Below are 16,780 nucleotides of genomic sequence, written 5' to 3'. Positions count from 1 at the left end.
TCCTCTTGTTGCTTTTATGTCGTTAGGTTATGACGCGCATAACGTCATACGCAGGTACTGCTTCGCTGGTAAAACCGATACTGCCGAGCGAATCTAGGGCAATACGCCCTTCATTAATTCGCAGATGCAGCCCACTTTCGTCACGTCGATATAACGAAGGATGGGCTCGAGCGAAGGCGTCCATTTCAGACTCCGCCGCTCCACTCATACCGTCCACATAGTGATGACCATTGCGCTCAACGTGCTCCAAGCCCAGCAGCGCTACCAGGGCTAGATCCTGTTGCACACAAAGCCCTGCCTGAGTGGTCAGGTCCTCTCCCGACAAAAACCAGCCCTCCCCTGGCCAGTGCTGTGTTCGAGCAAGATTGAGCAGGGAGCGATACAGGCCCTTGCAGTTCTTCGACGAAACGCCCTGATAACCAAGTTCACGAGCCCGGTGATAACTGTTCAGTTCACTGTCACTTTCGTCGATCAGCAGGGGGACGCGCCGTGACAACGCATGCACCGGGCAGTCCAGCGCCAACGCTCTGGGTAGTGGCTGCTCTACAAAGAGCAATGCTTGACGCAGACGGCGCAGTGCAGGCGCTCCTTCGATGGCATCAAGCAGGTCGACGAAATGCTGCACGGATGCGAACTGCTCATTACCATCCAGCGTGACTAGATAGTCAGGCAGCCGTTCCAGCAACGCCGCTATATCGGTCAACCGCTGTAGATCCGTATGCAGATCGCCACTGACCTTTAACTTGAAGTAATTCGGCTGGTAAACATAGATCACTTCACTGAGACTTTCGGGAAGACCGTCATCGAGGCGCTCAGTGATGTCGTTGGGCGTCAAGGCATCGGCAAGACCAACGGTATGACGCAAGGCGATGCTTGATCGGGGTTGCAAGCTGGCCAGAAACTCATCCAACGCAAAACCTTCAAGGTCATCCGGCAAGTGCTCGGATGTAAGCCCCGCCACGTTGCGCTGAATAACCTGGTAAAAGGGGAGCTTTTTTAGCCGGGCCAGCGCATCAAGCACGGCTCTGGCCATTAGCGCTGGGCCGAAACCGGCCACTAGCCCGTTTTCATCAGAAAGCGTTTTGCGCTGTTTGGCATCCAGGCGCCAGGCATGGTCGGCGGCGGTCAAAGGGTCTTCGGCATTCAGCGTGAGATCAATGGCGCACTTAACTGAACGGCGCAGTTGATCAACATTGTCCGCTTCGCTCAGCGCAGGTGATTTATCAAACCATTTAGGCACCATCAGTTCAGCGGCGTGTCCGTCAGCTTCAAGTCCGGTATCTGCATCCCGAACCTTAATCCGCAAGTAGACTTGCGTCGCTTCGCGCAGCGTCACCACGCCAAAGCGAAACGGGAGGCGCATGCGCAGGTCTCTTTCAAAGGCCTCGGCTGACAATACAATCAGTTTGGGAGCATTCATTTCATACCTCCATGAGCCCGCGCAGGTAACCGATAGCGCGCGCCGCCGTGGCTGGGCCGTCAGGTTCATAGACAAAGGGTTCTACCGCCAATGTTCCCGTCCAACCATGCCGCCCAAGCACTTCAATCACTCCTCGAAAACGATCATCACCCTGGCCGGGGCCACGCCGGTTGCGATCATTAACTTGAATATGAGCGATCAGCCCGGATGGCAGCCAGGTTTCCAACAGCTGGGCAGGTGTTTCGGTTTCGGTATTAGCCGCGGCGGATGTATCCAGCATGGTTTTCAGATGAGGCCGGCCCAGTCGCTTAACCAGTTCTACAGCTTCCGACAGGGTGTTAATGAAGTTGGTCTCCCTGCGCGCAAGCGGTTCAATGCAGTAGGTAACACCTGCCTGCGCTGCCCGCTCTCCCGCTGCATCAAAGAACGCTTCCGCGCGCTCCCGGTCCCCATCACGGCTCAAGAGGCGTTGGCTAGGTGATCCATGCACCAGCACAGAACCACCGAGAACTGCACACTGATCAACCAGTCGATACATCAACTCGAACGTCTGCTCACGCAAGGTTTTGTCAGGATCGACAATGGATAAGCCCTTCGGCGCCACCAGTAGCCAATGCAGACTGGTAATAGCGATTCCGGCATCCTCGGCCATAGCTTTGTAACCAAGAAGTTCTTTTTCGGACAAATGTTCAGGATTATCTGACAAGGTATAAGGCGCGACTTCAAGACCGTCATACCCCAGACCATAGGCGTACTGGCACTGATGTTCAAAATCAAGATGTGCCAAAACTTCATTGCACAGTGAGATTCGCATTGGCTACCTTTTTATTTTTATAACCGTTTAGTTACTTAAAAACTAGCAATAGCCACTTGATCTGTCAATCCTTGTTTAAGTCGGATTGTTGGCCAAAATGACGTACAAAAACTTATACAAATTTCTGAAGTAAGCGGCGCCATCCCACCCGCCCACTGCCAACCTTGCACGGCACCAATCCCCTACCAACATTGAGCTCTATAATCGGTGCTACACGATTGAAGGGATCATCACCGTTATTGCACACTCCGTGCATACGGTTTGCACTCCCCCGTTCGATACTGACATTGTCAACTTACCAGGAGGTACGTTATGAAAATGTCATTACGCCAAATGTTTGCCCCGGCTCTGCTGGCTATCGCGCTAACCCCACTTGCTGTGGTTGCACAGGCAGACCAGCATGAAGGTCGTCATTCAGGCGCTGACCGCGAAGCCTTCTCGCAGCGCATGGAAGAGCGCCGCCATGAAGTGTACGACCGCGCCGGTTTGAACGAGGAGCAGCAAACGGCCCTCAATGAGCTAAACGCAGAGCACTTCCAGGCCATGCAGGCGTTGCGTAAAGAGCATCAGGATAAAGTTGCGGATATTCTTTCCGAAGAGGAGCGCGAGTCTTTAAAGAACGCCATGAAAGAAATGCGTGACGAGCACCACGGGGATGGTAGAGGCCACGGTAGACACGGCCCGCGTGATCAGCATGAAGACGCTGCGAAAACCGCTAGCGAGTAAAAACTTGATAACTACGTGTTGTCAAAACGCCCGGCTTTTGCCGGGCGTTTTTGTTTTTGCAGTTTGCCAAAAGAGAACTCATGGGCAGCACATCCTAACGATACTGGCTTGAAGTAAACTTCTTAACAAAGTATTTTAATTGAACAGTCATTCAAAAATAAATTTTCGCCACCTTTAGCCTCGACCACAGGAGTCCGCCTGCATGGCGAAAGACAACCCTTCCCTGCCCTCTCGTGACCGCCTCAACCCCGTGGTTTTCCATGGCAGTATGGCCGGTATATTGATATTTCTGGTGCTCACCCTGCTGTTTACCCAACAAGCCGGTGCATTTTTTAATGCAGCGCTTGCCTGGGTCAGTACCACCTTTGGCTGGTACTACATGCTGGCGATTGTGGCCTATCTGGTCTTTGTCGTGGTGATTGGCATGTCGCGGTTTGGCAGCATTCGCTTGGGTCCCGATCATTCGCGGCCTGAATTTTCATTGCTTTCCTGGTCTGCGATGTTGTTCGCTGCAGGTATCGGCATTGATTTGCTGTTTTTCAGCGTGGCTGAACCGATTGCCCACTATCTGGCACCGCCCGACCTGACACCCGAAAGCCAGGCTGCGATGCGTAACGCCGTCGTTCAAACCTATCTGCACTGGGGGCTCTCCGGCTGGGGGCTGTACGTGTTGATGGGTATGGCGCTGGCCTACTTCAGCTATCGCCACCGGTTGCCGCTAGCCATTCGCAGCGCGCTCTACCCGCTTCTGGGCAAGCGTATTTATGGGCCTATCGGTAACGCGGTGGATATCACGGCGGTGGTTTCTACCGTATTTGGTATTGCCACCAGCCTCGGCATTGGGGTCATTCAGCTTAACTACGGCCTGGCCTACATGTTCGATGTACCGGAAACGATTACGGTACAAATTCTTTTGATTGTACTGGTGGTCATACTGGCAACCATTTCCGTGGTTACCGGGGTCGAAAAGGGTATCCGCCGCTTATCCGAGTTCAATATGCTGCTGGCACTCGGCCTGATGCTGTTCATACTTTTTTCAGGCGACACGCTGACACTGCTCGATAAGGTAGTTAACAACGCCGGTGACTATCTTTCCGGCTTTGTGGCGGCAAGCTTTGACACGCACGCCTTTACCGATGATGGTGCCCAGGAATGGAAGATGGGCTGGACGATTTTCTTCTGGGGTTGGTGGATCGCCTGGACGCCGTTTGTGGGTCTTTTCCTGGCGCGTATTTCTCGTGGTCGCACCATTCGCCAGTTTGTCGCCGGTGCGCTGTTTATACCGCTTGCCTTCATTATGGTATGGATGTCGGTATTGGGTAATAGCGGTATTGAGCTGGTCGCCAACCAGGGCGTGGCAGTACTCGGCGAGCAGGCGCTTAATACACCGCAAACCACGATTTACACTCTACTTGAGTACTATCCTTACGCAGCCATCACGGCAGTAGTTGTCACGATCCTGGGCGTTGTGTTCTTTATTACCTCCGCTGACTCCGGCGCGCTGGTGCTGGCTAACTTTACGTCTATCTTAAGTGACGTTAACCACGATGCGCCCATCAAGCTGCGCATTTTCTGGTCGGCCGTGATTGGTTTGATCACCATTGCTCTACTGATGGCCGGCGGGCTTAACGCTCTGCAAAGCGCAGTAGTGATTACCGCGTTACCCTTCTCGGTGGTAATTTTCGCGGTCATGGTGGGGATGTACAAGGCGCTAAAACTTGAAGGCAACAAGGCCGACGCACGCCGCGCCATTACCGGCAGCGCCCCAGGCGGCGATTGGAAGGAGCGCCTGGATCGCGCCTTGGACACGTCCAACCGAGCTGGCGCTGCTGCAACCATCAAGCACTCGATTCGCCCGGCCATGACCCAGTTTGCCCAAGAGCTTGAAAGCCGTGGCCAGCCCGCCAATGTGAGTGAAGAGCAGTTGGAAGGCGAGTCGCTCCCCAGGCTAACGCTGCAGGTGGATTTTGGCGATGCCACCAGCTTTGTCTATCAGGTGTATCCTCACCGGATGCGCACACCGAGCTTTATTGAAGCCGACGATGACTTCTATGTGCGTCTGGATGTCTATCTGGCTGAAGGCGGGCTGGATAAAGACCTGAACGGTTATACCCGTGGCCAGGCGATTGGCGACCTGGTAGGCGAGTACGAGCGCCACCTGCACTTTTTGACCCTGGCAGGCCAGGAGCGCGGCACCGTACAGCCCATGCCTGGCAGCATCGGCGAACCGCCGGAGAATGCCCAGCTGTAACCGTGATCGCATTTACCCAAAAGATGAATCCCGGCCTATGTGCCGGGATTTTTTGTGCCTAAACGTTCGGATCTCGCGCCCCCGAGGCTGAGAATCAACGGCGGAGAGGGTGTAATCAATTAGTCGTCGCAAGCGGGTTGTAAATTAGAGCGTCAGAGGGACAGATAATACCGCTCGGCACCATGCCGAGCGGGAGAGCGGGCGCGGATTAGAAAAAACCGAGCGGATTGATGTCGTAGCTGACCAGTAGGTTCTTGGTTTGCTGATAGTGCTCAAGCGCTACCTTGTGGGTTTCACGGCCAACGCCGGACTTCTTGTAGCCACCAAATGCCGCATGGGCAGGATATTGGTGGTAGCAGTTGGTCCATACGCGACCAGCCTGAATGCCCCGCCCCATGCGAAACGCAACGTTAATATCCCGGCTCCATACACCTGCACCCAAGCCAAACTCGGTGTCGTTGGCAATCGCCAGCGCTTCTTCTTCATCCTTAAAGGTGGTGACCGCCACCACCGGGCCAAAGATCTCCTCCTGGAAGACGCGCATCTTGTTGTCACCTTTCAGCAGCGTCGGTTGGATGTAGTAACCCTTGTCGTAGCTTGGGTCGAAGCTTTCTTTACCTCCACCGGTCAGAAATTCAGCGCCTTCCTCACGGGCGATATCCATGTACGACATGATCTTGTCGTACTGCTCTTGAGAGGCTTGAGCGCCTACTTGCACGTCGGTATCCAAGGGGTTGCCACGCTTTATAGTCTTGGTGCGCTCAAGCACCTTGACCATGAATTCTTCGTACATGCTCTCTTGAATCAGCGCACGTGAGGGGCAGGTACACACTTCGCCCTGGTTAAAGAAGGCCAGCACTAGACCCTCTACCGCTTTATCGATAAACGTCGGCTCGGCGTTCATGATATCGGCAAAGTAGATATTGGGTGATTTACCGCCCAGCTCCACGGTGGAAGGAATAATGTTTTCAGCGGCGCACTTAAGAATATGTGACCCCACCGGCGTGGAACCGGTGAAGGCGATTTTGGCGATACGTTTGCTACTGGCCAGTGCCTGGCCGGCTTCTGCACCGAAGCCATTGACGATGTTGACCACACCCGGCGGCAGCAAATCTCCAATCAATCCCATCAGCACCAGCACAGATGCTGGCGTTTGTTCGGCAGGTTTAAGTACTACGCAGTTACCGGCGGCAAGCGCAGGGGCCAGCTTCCAAACAGCCATTAAAATCGGGAAGTTCCAGGGGATGATCTGACCCACCACGCCCAGCGGCTCATGAAAATGATAAGACACTGTGTTGGCGTCAATATCAGCAGCGGAGCCTTCCTGCGCCCGAATGCAGCCCGCAAAGTAGCGGAAGTGATCAACCGCCAAAGGAATATCAGCATTCAGGGTTTCACGCACGGCCTTGCCGTTATCCCAGGTTTCTGCCACGGCCAGCTTTTCAATGTTCTGTTCAATGCGATCAGCAATTTTTAGCAGGGTATTGCTGCGCTCAGCGGCAGAGGTTTTCCCCCAAGCAGGTGCAGCCTTATGGGCTGCATCGAGGGCTTTATCGATATCGTCAGCAGTAGAGCGCGGAATTTCGCAGAAGACCTGACCATTCACAGGGCTAATATTATCGAAATACTGCCCATTAACGGGCGGAACAAACTCACCACCGATGTAATTACCATAGCGTTTTTCAAACGAGACGACGGACCCATTATCACCCGGATTGGCATAAATCATGAGAAGGCTCCTGAGGATTATGATTATTAAACGTGCCCTAACAGTATTGTTTATTATTGCCAATGACGATATAGCTTGATGCCGGGGTTAGCCCTTATCCCTTGGTAGAAGATTGTCTCTGCCGCCAACGTTTGAGTGCGCTGTGGGTTCGTGCAGCGGTGTGGCGCACGACGCCAAGTGATTCATCAAACTGGCTTTTTGTATTTCCCTCCTCACGAGCTAACACTTCAAGGCTTTTGGCCTTCGCCGCCAACGCCTCTGCGCCCATACTCAGCGACTCCCCACGAAGCTGATGTGCCAACCTGGCTACCTGCTGCCGAGCCTGTTCGCTAAAAGGCGCTTCCGGCGTGGCAAGGCACGCGCTCAGTTGGGACACGTAGTCGCTGATCTGCTGATGATACAAAGCAACCAGGTTTATTAAGTGCTCATCGCCCAGACTCTCCTGAAGCATGCTGAGCGTGTCAGCATTCAGTACATTGTGCTCAAAAACATTGTATTCAAAAACATTGTGCTCAAACGTATCGCCCTGCAGCTGCGCAGGTAGCGTTGTTTTACGGGCTGGCGCTGTCGGCGATAAATGCAGAGCAAGCACGTCACCCAGTGCCCGAAGCGAAAGCGGCTTGGTAATGTAGTCGTTCATTCCGGCGGCCAGGCAGCGCTGACGGTCATTGCCTCCCGCCGTCATGGCAACAATGGGCACGTTCGCCAACCAGCCTCCTTGCTCGCGCAGGCGCTGCGTCACCATCAGGCCATCCATATCGGGCAGCTGTATATCCATAAAGATTAAGTGCACCGGCAAGGACGTCGCCATGTCTAGCGCATCCTGCCCATTCTCGGCACACACGACCTCGCACCCCAAGCGTGACAAAAGCCCGATCGCGACTTTGCGATTAATGGCGTTATCCTCCACTAACAGCAGTGCTGTACCCGCAAAGTTTCTCGTCTGCTCATTAGGAAGCGCTGCCTCGACGGGCATCGCTTTAACCAGCGGCAGTTTGCACCAAAATGTACTTCCCTGCCCCAGCCTACTCTGCACACCCAACTGCCCGTTCATGGCTTCACTTAAGCGCTTACAGATAGCAAGCCCAAGGCCAGTTCCCCCGTAGCGGCGAGCGACCGATGCACCCGCTTGCTGAAAAGGTTCGAATAACGTCGTTTGTTGCTCTTCACTAAGCCCACACCCAGTGTCGCTAACTTCCAGTAGCAGGTGCTCCACCGTTGAAGAGACCCGAACAGTGATTGCTCCGTGATCGGTGAACTTGGTCGCGTTCGCCACAAGATTAAGTAAAATCTGCCGCAGACGACCTGCATCAGCCATCACCCAACGCGGTACCAGCGGGTCGATATGCATGCTTAATGCAACCCCTTTGGCGCTCGAACGCGGTTCAAATAGCGCTACCACGCTATCAACCAAGGGCCTTAATTCAGTAGGTGACGCTTCAAGTGTTAAATGGCCTGCTTCGATTTTGGAGAAATCGAGAATCTCATTGATCATGGCTAACAGCTGGTTGGCGCTCTCATGAATCGTGCGTGCGTAATCTTCTACCTGGGCCGAGCTTGCTGGCTCACTTAGCAGCTCGCTCATGCCGATCACGCCATTAAGCGGAGTACGGATCTCATGGCTCACCATGGCCAGGAAGTCGGACTTGGCATGATTAGCAGCCTGCGCCTGCTCAGCGGTCACTTCCAATTGCTGGCTTAGTTGCTCCTGTCGGCGCCGGGCTGTCGCACTTTCACGCATTTCTCGAATCAGGAACGCAATGACCAACAGCACGGCCAAGCTCATACCGACCAGCAGCGTCATTAATAATTTATAAAGCGTGCTTAATACACGACGTTCTTCAGTGGCAGACTCCGCCAAGTAACCGTTGATGGTGATGACAAACCGCTCGGTTAGCTGGGTGAGTGCTTCAAGCTCTGCTTCAATTAAAACAACGGGCAGTTGATCCAGCACTTCATGAGGTGCAAACAAGAGGTCCAGCGGTTCCATCTGCTGGCCTATTTGCGTTAGCAACTGCCCCGCCCCTTCAATGTCAGTAATCAGCGAGTTAACTTCCCCTTCTTGAAGCAACATAAGGCGGCTATACAAAAGCTCAAAGCGCATATTCAGCTCGTTTTGAGCCGCCAGGGTCATCTCTGCACGGGATTCTGAAAGCAAGTGATTAAGCAGCTGTACTGCGTCACGATCGAGTTTATAGGCTACCCAGGAGGTATCTTCGCGCAAACTCTGTGTGAGATTGTCCTGCCGCCAAGAGGCCAGAGCAGCGACTACTAATGCTGATGCAAACAGCAACACGGTAATAATGGCCACCAGTTTAAGGCGACGAGGGTAACGCAGCAGGCGGGGCGAGCTCACCTTGGCTCGGTTAAAGAACATCTATACGCCTAACCTGCCAAACAGCTCTAAAGCGCACTCTTTCACTTAACAGCGTCTCGTCCTGATCAAACGGATAAAGCACCCAAAGAGGCCCGAACTCACGAATAGGGATGAGCTGGTTATTTCGTTTAAGCGCCAGAATGACGTCGTAATCATAAAAATCCTTGATCGGTATTTCAGCCACATAGCCGTTAAGGGCCGCTACCTCTATCGCATCACTCTTGGCACCTACGAGCTCAAGCACATCACGTAACAACGGGCCTGAATATTGGCTGACGCCACTTGTCCAAGGCGTGCTCGTTTCAAACGCGTGCTGTGGCAGACCCTCTAACATGTCAATATCAAAGTCGGCACCCACCTCGGTATTCACATTTGCAATATTGCCCCTTACTTCCAGCAAAACGGCACCGTCTGGTGCTTCCAAGGGGGTGGACACATCGGCAAATCCAGCCAAGGGAGACCCTAGCGCCAGCAGAACCCACCCCAGTAATAATGTTCTCACGATGACATCCTCATATAACTTTGCTCTATAGTTTTCTATTCAACTTTCGATACAGACACCAGTAGAGTATCGCGATCTGCTTGCCCAGGTCAGGAAAAAAAGCGATTTTATATATTAATTACAGTTAGATACACCTAAATAACCACTTAAAGACTATTATTTTACTAGTTGTTATCGTGGGGTTAAAAAAAACTCCAGCTCATATGAGCTGGAGTTTTCATAGTGCCTGACACCTTTTAAAAAGCGGCTAGCGAACGATCATGACGGACACCTTTGAATGATGAACAACATGCTCAGCATTCGGGCCCAGTACATAGTCGACAAACTTATGCCGAGTATGAGAAGCCATCACGATCAGGTCAACGTCCAGCTTTTTACCCACCTTAATAATGGCCTCCCAAGGGGAGCCATCAACAATAATGCTTTGGGTTTTAACATCCTGCGGAATATTGTCCTGAATAAACGTATGCTGCGCCTCTTTCATGGCCTCATGCGCTTTTGCAGAAAAATTCTTGGGGAAGTAAGCCCCTACCATCGGCATTTTGAGTTCTGGCAGCACAGTGACAATGTGCAACGACGCACCGAAGGTCTGGCAAAGCGTTACCGCCGTGGGCAACGCTTTCTTCCAGGAACCCTCTTCATTCAAGTCCACGGGCAGTAATATTTTTTGGTACATGACAACCTCCCTAGGCCACTGCCGCGCCATCATGATCAGACTTTTTACTACGCCGACGACGCTGCATGAGCACAACAAAACCAAATATTGCCAACGCCGGTAGCCACATCCACTCTTTCGTCCAGCGGTTTACAGGGGCCAGTACTTCGATAATCTCCTGGTCGAAGTCAAAGCCCAGGTCTGCGGCCTGACTACCGAAGGCGACGAAGTCGACAAGCGTTTGATCACCGTCTACATACAGCTCCATACCGAGGTTTTCCAGGCGTTCCTGGCCCGTATCACCACGAGGTACCGGGACCAGTACGTAGGTCGTCATTGGTGAACCAAAGTCATCTTCGCCGGCGATTTGCACTCGCAGATTACTGCCATCCTCGACACGCTCAAGGGCATCAGCAAACTGGGCAGGCGGCACCGACTCATACGGGTCATGTATCTTGTCCATCCAGAAGCCTGGGCGGAAGAGCGTGAAAGCGACCAACAGCAGCAGCAGCGACTCATACCAACGATTGCGCGTTAGCATGTAACCTTGCGTGCCCGCTGCGAAAATCAGCATCGCAACGGTGGCCACAACAAACACCACCACGCCCTGCATCGGAGTAACATCAATGAGCAGCAGGTCCGTATTAAAGATAAACAGAAACGGAAGCGCTGCCGTACGCAGACTGTAGTAGAACGCCTGGAAGCCTGTACGAATCGGGTCCCCTCCCGACACGGCGGCTGCCGCAAAAGAGGCCAGCCCCACGGGCGGCGTCACGTCCGCCATAATGCCGAAATAGAACACGAACAGGTGTACAGCGATCAGCGGCACAATCAGGCCATTTTGCTGGCCCAGCATCACAATCACCGGCGCCATTAAGGCCGAAACCACAATATAGTTAGCGGTCGTGGGCAAGCCCATGCCTAAAATCAAGCTCAACAAGGCGGTTAAAAACAAAATCATCATCAGGTTACCGCCTGACAGGATTTCAACCACATCTGCAAGCACCAGGCCCACACCGGTTTGCGACACCGCGCCCACCACGATACCCGCGGTGGCCGTCGCGATACCGATACCGATCATGTTACGCGCGCCGGTCACCAGGCCGTCCCACAGGTCCAAAAAGCCCTCTTTGATATCGGCTGCCATTTTGCTGCGCCCACGAAAGGTGGCAATAATCGGACGCTGCGTCACCATAATAAAGATCATGAACACCGTGGCCCAAAAGGCGGAAAGCCCAGGCGAGAGCCGCTCGACCATCAAGCACCAAACCAGCACAACAACCGGCAAAATATAATGCAAACCGACCATAACGGTGGGCCGTGTTTGCGGCAGTTTAATAACCTTGGCGTTAGGGTCGTCCATTTCCAGCTCAGGATAGCGAGACCCGATTTTCAAAAGTCCTACATAAATAACGGCCAGGCCGATTGCAATGACCCACGGCGTCGCCTCACCCAGCAAGGGTTTGAGCCATCCAAGGCCGTAATAGACCACCACCGACAGCCCCATTAACAGCAGCAGGCCGGTTAAAAAACCAATGATTTTGTTGAGCAAGGGACGGGCAGGGTTGTTGGAAGGCAGCCCTTGCATATTGGCTTTAAGGGCTTCCAGGTGAACGATATAAATCAACGCAATATAGGAAATAATCGCAGGCAGGAAGGCATGTTTAATAACGTCCACGTACGAGATGCCTACATACTCAACCATCAAAAACGCAGCCGCGCCCATTACCGGCGGCATGATTTGCCCATTCACCGATGAGGAGACTTCAATTGCACCGGCTTTCTCAGCGCTAAATCCCACCCGTTTCATCATGGGAATAGTGAAGGTACCCGTTGTTACCGTATTGGCAATGGACGAGCCGGAGATTAGCCCGGTCATGCCAGATGCCACAACGGCCGCTTTTGCAGGGCCGCCTTTAAGATGGCCTAACATCGAGAACGCGACTTTTATAAAATAGTTACCGGCACCAGCTTTATCGAGCAACGCACCAAACAACACAAACAGAAAGACAAAGCTGGTAGATACGCCTAGCGCGATACCAAAGACACCCTGGGTACCTAACCACTGGTGGTTGATCAACCCTCCCAGGCTTACGCCCCGGTGGGCAAGAATGCCCGGCATGTACGGGCCAAACAGGGAGTACCCAATAAATATCGCGGCAACCACCATCAGGGGTGGGCCAAGCGCACGCCGAGTAGCTTCCAGCAGCATGATAATGCCGACGATACCCACCACGATGTCCTGCGTGATAGGGCGCCCGGGACGCTGCGCCAACTCTGAATAGAAAAGAAACAGATACCCACCGCAAAAGGCCGCCACCGCTGCAAACATCCAGTCCTGTAGCGGAATACGGTCGCGCGGTGAGCGCTTTAACGCGGGATAGGCCATATAGGCCAAAAACAGCGCAAATGCCAAGTGAATAGAGCGTGCTTCGGTAGCACTAAAAACACCGAAGCCGACCATATAAGGGAGTGGAGATGCAATCCATAGCTGGAACAGCGACCACGCTGCTGCCATGCTTACCAGCAACTTACCGGGTACGCCGTGAGGCTTCCTTGCCCCTGTGTCACTGGCGGCGACCATATCCTCCAGGTCGCTCTCAGTGGCGTTAGAGGGTTGTTTGTCATCACGCATACGCTTGCCCTGCCTAATGGTCAGCGCTGACAATCAGCGCTTTCAACAAGAAGCGCGGACACCCGAGGTGCCCGCGCTTGAACTTCAAAAGCAATCGCTATTGATCCTGGCTAATAGCGTCACACTTGGGTCTTATTCGATCCAGCCACGCTCGCGGTAGTAACGTGCAGCGCCATCGTGCAGCGGTGCTGTTAGACCGTCAGAAATCATGTCTTCTTCGTTAAGATTTTCAAACGCCGGGTGCAGGCGCTTGAAACGATCAAAGTTATCAAATACCGCTTTAACTGTTTCGTAAATCACCTCTTCATCCACGTCAGCAGATGAAACGAAAGTGGCTGCTACACCGAAGGTTTCAACGTCTTCGTCGTTACCACGGTACAGTCCACCAGGGATCACAGAACGCGTGTAGTAAGGATACTCTTCGATCAGCGCATCGATTTCATCACCAGTGACCGATACCAGGTTCGCATCAATCGTGGTGGTGGCTTCCTGGATAGAGCCATTCGGGTGGCCTACAACATAGACCATCGCATCGATGTTGTTATCAGACAGAGCTGAAGCCTGTTCCGCCGCATCCAACTGAGATGCCAGCGCGAACGTATCTTCGTCCCAACCAAACGCTTCCATGACGACATCCATGGTGTTGCGCTGGCCAGAGCCTGGGTTACCAATGTTAACGCGCTTGCCTGGGAAATCGCTGATATTGTCGATACCCGCATCCGCACGCGCGACAACAGTAAGAGGTTCACCATGCATGGTGAATACCGCACGCATGTCCTCCCAAGGGCCTTCTTCTTCAAAGTTGGCTTCGCCGTTGTAAGCACGATATTGAACGTCAGACTGGACAACGCCCAGATCCAACTCACCGCTTTTCATGCCATTCACGTTGGCAACAGAGCCGCCTGTAGAAGGCGCATTACAGCGAATGCTGTGCTCTTCGCTGCCACGGTTAACCATGCGGCAGACCGATTGGCCTACGACGTAGTAAACACCGGTCTGGCCGCCTGTGCCGATTGTAATATAGCGCTCTTGAGCAACAGCGGGGGCAGCAAACGTAGCTGCTGCGATCAACGCGCCAGAAAAAGTGGCGGTAGAAAACACATGGCGATTCATGGATACACCTCTATCTTGATGTTGTGAGCGTTATGCGTTTTGGAACCACCGATGATCTGTTCCCTCGGGTGATTTTTCTTCCAAAACGTTTTCAAGACAAACTGTTACAGTTCGACATCCTGTAGTGCCGACCTTAACTACTTTAGCGAAAAAAACGCTAATTAGCGAAGCCAATGCGTGGCTTCAAGTATACGTGCGGCGCCTATTGAAACACGACTCTAACGCTACGTAACGTTTAGTCACCGTTAATTGCTATGCCTCTTTTGCATAGGGGGTATGAGATAAGCAATCAAACTTCCCGAAAACCTGCTTGGGCCGCCTGGAGGCTGGCTGCTTAATAAGGTATAGCTCAATAGACGGGGGTAGCCAAAATACAACCACTAAAACCCTGGGCGCCAAAGCCCGCACGAAGGCTCCCTGGGTACTCGCTACCTGCACTCCGGCAACGGCAAGAACCACCCACGCCTTAAGCGTGATGTGGTTCCTTTTTACCGTTTCTTATGGCGATGCAAGCACCGACCGACACTTTGCAGATGCCTATTGATCGATGGGCTTGCAGAAGCCGGCTTGATCCGGAATCGAAATACAGTCGCCCACTTTAATACCGCGTTCGGCGAAGTAGCCGCCATTGACTTCAAGGGCTGCCCAAAAGGCGGCACCTGCCGGATAGGAGGGACAATTGGTCGGAACACTGGCCTCACAGGGAGGCATGGTGTTAATCGCTACGATACGCCCCTCCTGATCGATAAACGCGATATCCAGCACAATGCGCGTGCGGTACATCCAAAAAGTGTTGCCAGCAGGCTGCTCGCTCTCAAAACGAAACAGCATGCCGCGGTTTTCAGGCAGCGATTCACGCTCCATCAACCCTCGCTGACGCTGCGCCGCGCTTTTGGCCACTTCCACTTCCAGCCGGTGCGGGCCTCCGTCACTATGAATAGCCAGGGACAGTAAATCGCTCTCTGGGTCAGCACCCTCAGCCCAAGCGAGCGCGCCCCAAACCGTACCGGGAAGCAGCGCGACTAAAGGCAAACCTAATGCAGCTTTTAGCATAAGACGACGAGTCGGGTTCATGGAGGCAGGTCCTTTAGTCAGCAGGCTGATCAATCGTCATGACTTTCATCGTATTGGTACCGCCATGGGCATTCATGTGATCGCCCCGCGTCAGGATGACATGATCCCCCGGCTCAGCAAGCTTATGCTGTACCAGCAGTTCCAGCGCACGGCGATTAAGCTCGGTCGCGCTCATTTCTGACGTATCAAACGGGAGCGACACGACGCCACGATAAAGCGCCATACGCCGCTGCGCGATGGGGTTATGGGCAAGGCCGACAATCGGCAAACCAGAACGAATACGCGAGGCAATCAAGGGTGTATAACCGGAGGCGGTCATGCAGGCAATCGCAGCCACACCGGTCATATGGTTGGCGGCATACATCGCTGAAAGGGCGATAGTTTCATCGGGGCGAGTAAAGCCTTCATGAATCCGGTGGCCCGACTCTTGGGCCACCTTTTCACGCTCAGCGCCCAAACAGACACGCGCCATGGCTTCCACGGTTTCCACCGGATAGTCGCCTGCGGCAGTTTCCGCTGAAAGCATCACGGCATCACTGCTATCCAGCACGGCATTGGCCACATCAAACACTTCAGCGCGGGTAGGCAGCGGCGCCGAGATCATGCTTTCCATCATTTGGGTGGCGGTAATCACCGCACGGTTGAGCGAGCGGGCGCGCTTGATCATGCGCTTTTGCACGCCCACCAGTTTGGCGTCACCAATCTCTACGCCCAGATCACCGCGTGCCACCATGACCGCTTCAGAGGCTTCAATAATGCCGTCAAGCGTTGCCTCATCGGCAACGGCCTCGGCACGTTCAACCTTGGCCACCAAGCCAATCTCTTTACCCTCTTCGCCCAACAGCCGACGCGCTTCAAGCATATCTTCGGCATGGCGCGGGAAAGAAATCGCCAGGTAATCGACGCCAATCTCAACGGCGGTTTTTAAATCCTGTTTATCTTTATCCGTTAGCGCCGGGGCAGAAAGCCCACCGCCCTGCTTGTTAATACCCTTGTGGTTGGAGAGTTTGCCCCCTACTACCACTTGGGTATGAACCTGCTGGCCTTCTACACGGGTAACGTCCAACACCACACGGCCATCATCCAGCAGCAGGCGGTCGCCAGCGCCCACATCCTGAGCAAGGGTTTTGTAGTCGCAGCCCACTTGATGAACGTCGCCTGCATCACTGTCCATCGCCATATCCAGCACAAACGGCTGCCCCTCTTTCAGGGCGACCATGCCCTCTTTAAAGCGGGCAATGCGAATTTTGGGGCCCTGGAGATCCCCCAGTGCTGCCACGCTGCGCCCCAGCTTGGCAGCAATTTCGCGCACCCGTAAAAGACGCTGACGATGATCATCGGGCGTACCGTGGGAGAAGTTCAAACGTACGACATCTACCCCCGCTTTCAGCATTGCCTCCAAAACACCCTCACGGTCACTGGCGGGTCCCAGGGTGGCAACAATTTTGGTACGGCGAAGCGGGATATGTGTCTGTGCGTTCATA

General features: G+C 53.6%; 12 protein-coding genes. 2 read left to right on the top strand and 10 right to left on the bottom strand.

Annotated elements, in window-relative coordinates:
- Nucleotides 1-22 precede the first annotated feature (22 nt).
- Together CZ787_RS18275 and CZ787_RS18270 are read right to left on the bottom strand one after the other, a co-directional pair.
- Nucleotides 23-1,420 carry a hypothetical protein gene (locus tag CZ787_RS18275; protein WP_087111935.1) on the bottom strand — a complete coding sequence of 466 codons (1,398 nt, stop codon included), beginning with the start codon at nucleotides 1,418-1,420 and terminating at the stop codon, nucleotides 23-25.
- A gap of 1 nt (nucleotide 1,421) precedes the next feature.
- Nucleotides 1,422-2,234: a sugar phosphate isomerase/epimerase family protein gene (locus CZ787_RS18270; protein ID WP_087111933.1), complete on the bottom strand. Its 813-nt coding sequence runs from the start codon at nucleotides 2,232-2,234 to the stop codon at nucleotides 1,422-1,424.
- A 312-nt stretch (nucleotides 2,235-2,546) separates the two neighbouring features.
- Between CZ787_RS18270 and CZ787_RS18265 the strand changes: the two genes are divergently transcribed.
- Nucleotides 2,547-2,960 (top strand): hypothetical protein, encoded by a 414-nt coding sequence (locus CZ787_RS18265; protein ID WP_087111931.1) that lies wholly within the window; start codon nucleotides 2,547-2,549, stop codon nucleotides 2,958-2,960.
- Between the two features lie 202 nt (nucleotides 2,961-3,162).
- A complete protein-coding gene (gene betT / locus CZ787_RS18260) occupies nucleotides 3,163-5,211 on the top strand; it encodes a choline BCCT transporter BetT (protein ID WP_087111929.1) in 2,049 nt (682 codons plus the stop codon).
- Nucleotides 5,212-5,419: 208 nt separating this feature from the next.
- Here betT and CZ787_RS18255 read toward each other — a convergent pair whose 3' ends face one another.
- From CZ787_RS18255 to pyk, 8 genes are all read right to left on the bottom strand, one after another.
- Nucleotides 5,420-6,940 (bottom strand): aldehyde dehydrogenase family protein, encoded by a 1,521-nt coding sequence (locus CZ787_RS18255; protein WP_087111927.1) that lies wholly within the window; start codon nucleotides 6,938-6,940, stop codon nucleotides 5,420-5,422.
- A 94-nt stretch (nucleotides 6,941-7,034) separates the two neighbouring features.
- Entirely contained in the window at nucleotides 7,035-9,317 is a 2,283-nt protein-coding gene (locus CZ787_RS18250) for an ATP-binding protein (RefSeq protein ID WP_087111925.1), read from the bottom strand.
- Nucleotides 9,307-9,819 (bottom strand): molybdopterin-dependent oxidoreductase, encoded by a 513-nt coding sequence (locus CZ787_RS18245; RefSeq protein WP_087111923.1) that lies wholly within the window; start codon nucleotides 9,817-9,819, stop codon nucleotides 9,307-9,309. The genes CZ787_RS18250 and CZ787_RS18245 overlap by 11 nt, the downstream gene beginning before the upstream one ends.
- Before the next feature lie 247 nt (nucleotides 9,820-10,066).
- A complete protein-coding gene (locus CZ787_RS18240; RefSeq protein WP_087111921.1) occupies nucleotides 10,067-10,495 on the bottom strand; it encodes a universal stress protein in 429 nt (142 codons plus the stop codon).
- A gap of 10 nt (nucleotides 10,496-10,505) precedes the next feature.
- The gene (locus tag CZ787_RS18235; RefSeq protein ID WP_087111919.1) at nucleotides 10,506-13,109 is read right to left on the bottom strand and encodes a TRAP transporter permease; all 2,604 of its coding nucleotides are present in this window, start codon (nucleotides 13,107-13,109) and stop codon (nucleotides 10,506-10,508) included.
- 132 nt (nucleotides 13,110-13,241) lie between these two features.
- Complete coding sequence (locus tag CZ787_RS18230) at nucleotides 13,242-14,222, bottom strand: TAXI family TRAP transporter solute-binding subunit (RefSeq protein WP_087111916.1); 981 nt, start codon at nucleotides 14,220-14,222, stop codon at nucleotides 13,242-13,244.
- A 537-nt stretch (nucleotides 14,223-14,759) separates the two neighbouring features.
- Entirely contained in the window at nucleotides 14,760-15,296 is a 537-nt protein-coding gene (locus CZ787_RS18225) for a DUF192 domain-containing protein (protein ID WP_087111914.1), read from the bottom strand.
- Between the two features lie 13 nt (nucleotides 15,297-15,309).
- The gene (pyk, locus tag CZ787_RS18220) at nucleotides 15,310-16,779 is read right to left on the bottom strand and encodes a pyruvate kinase (RefSeq protein ID WP_087111912.1); all 1,470 of its coding nucleotides are present in this window, start codon (nucleotides 16,777-16,779) and stop codon (nucleotides 15,310-15,312) included.
- Nucleotide 16,780: the final 1 nt, after the last annotated feature.

This window comes from Halomonas citrativorans (assembly GCF_900163645.1).
GTDB classification, from domain to species: Bacteria; Pseudomonadota; Gammaproteobacteria; order Pseudomonadales; family Halomonadaceae; genus Vreelandella; species Vreelandella citrativorans.
This window is presented reverse-complemented; position numbering and strand designations above follow the sequence as displayed.

Excerpts from the sequence above, each read along its gene's own strand:
- CZ787_RS18230 (WP_087111916.1), bottom strand. The coding sequence starts at position 14,222 with ATGAATCGCCATGTGTTTTCTACCGCCACTTTTTCTGGCGCGTTGATC.
- betT (WP_087111929.1), top strand. The coding sequence starts at position 3,163 with ATGGCGAAAGACAACCCTTCCCTGCCCTCTCGTGACCGCCTCAACCCC.
- CZ787_RS18255 (WP_087111927.1), bottom strand. The coding sequence starts at position 6,940 with ATGATTTATGCCAATCCGGGTGATAATGGGTCCGTCGTCTCGTTTGAA.
- CZ787_RS18265 (WP_087111931.1), top strand. The coding sequence starts at position 2,547 with ATGAAAATGTCATTACGCCAAATGTTTGCCCCGGCTCTGCTGGCTATC.
- pyk (WP_087111912.1), bottom strand. The coding sequence starts at position 16,779 with ATGAACGCACAGACACATATCCCGCTTCGCCGTACCAAAATTGTTGCC.
- CZ787_RS18275 (WP_087111935.1), bottom strand. The coding sequence starts at position 1,420 with ATGAATGCTCCCAAACTGATTGTATTGTCAGCCGAGGCCTTTGAAAGA.
- CZ787_RS18235 (WP_087111919.1), bottom strand. The coding sequence starts at position 13,109 with ATGCGTGATGACAAACAACCCTCTAACGCCACTGAGAGCGACCTGGAG.
- CZ787_RS18270 (WP_087111933.1), bottom strand. The coding sequence starts at position 2,234 with ATGCGAATCTCACTGTGCAATGAAGTTTTGGCACATCTTGATTTTGAA.
- CZ787_RS18225 (WP_087111914.1), bottom strand. The coding sequence starts at position 15,296 with ATGAACCCGACTCGTCGTCTTATGCTAAAAGCTGCATTAGGTTTGCCT.
- CZ787_RS18250 (WP_087111925.1), bottom strand. The coding sequence starts at position 9,317 with ATGTTCTTTAACCGAGCCAAGGTGAGCTCGCCCCGCCTGCTGCGTTAC.
- CZ787_RS18240 (WP_087111921.1), bottom strand. The coding sequence starts at position 10,495 with ATGTACCAAAAAATATTACTGCCCGTGGACTTGAATGAAGAGGGTTCC.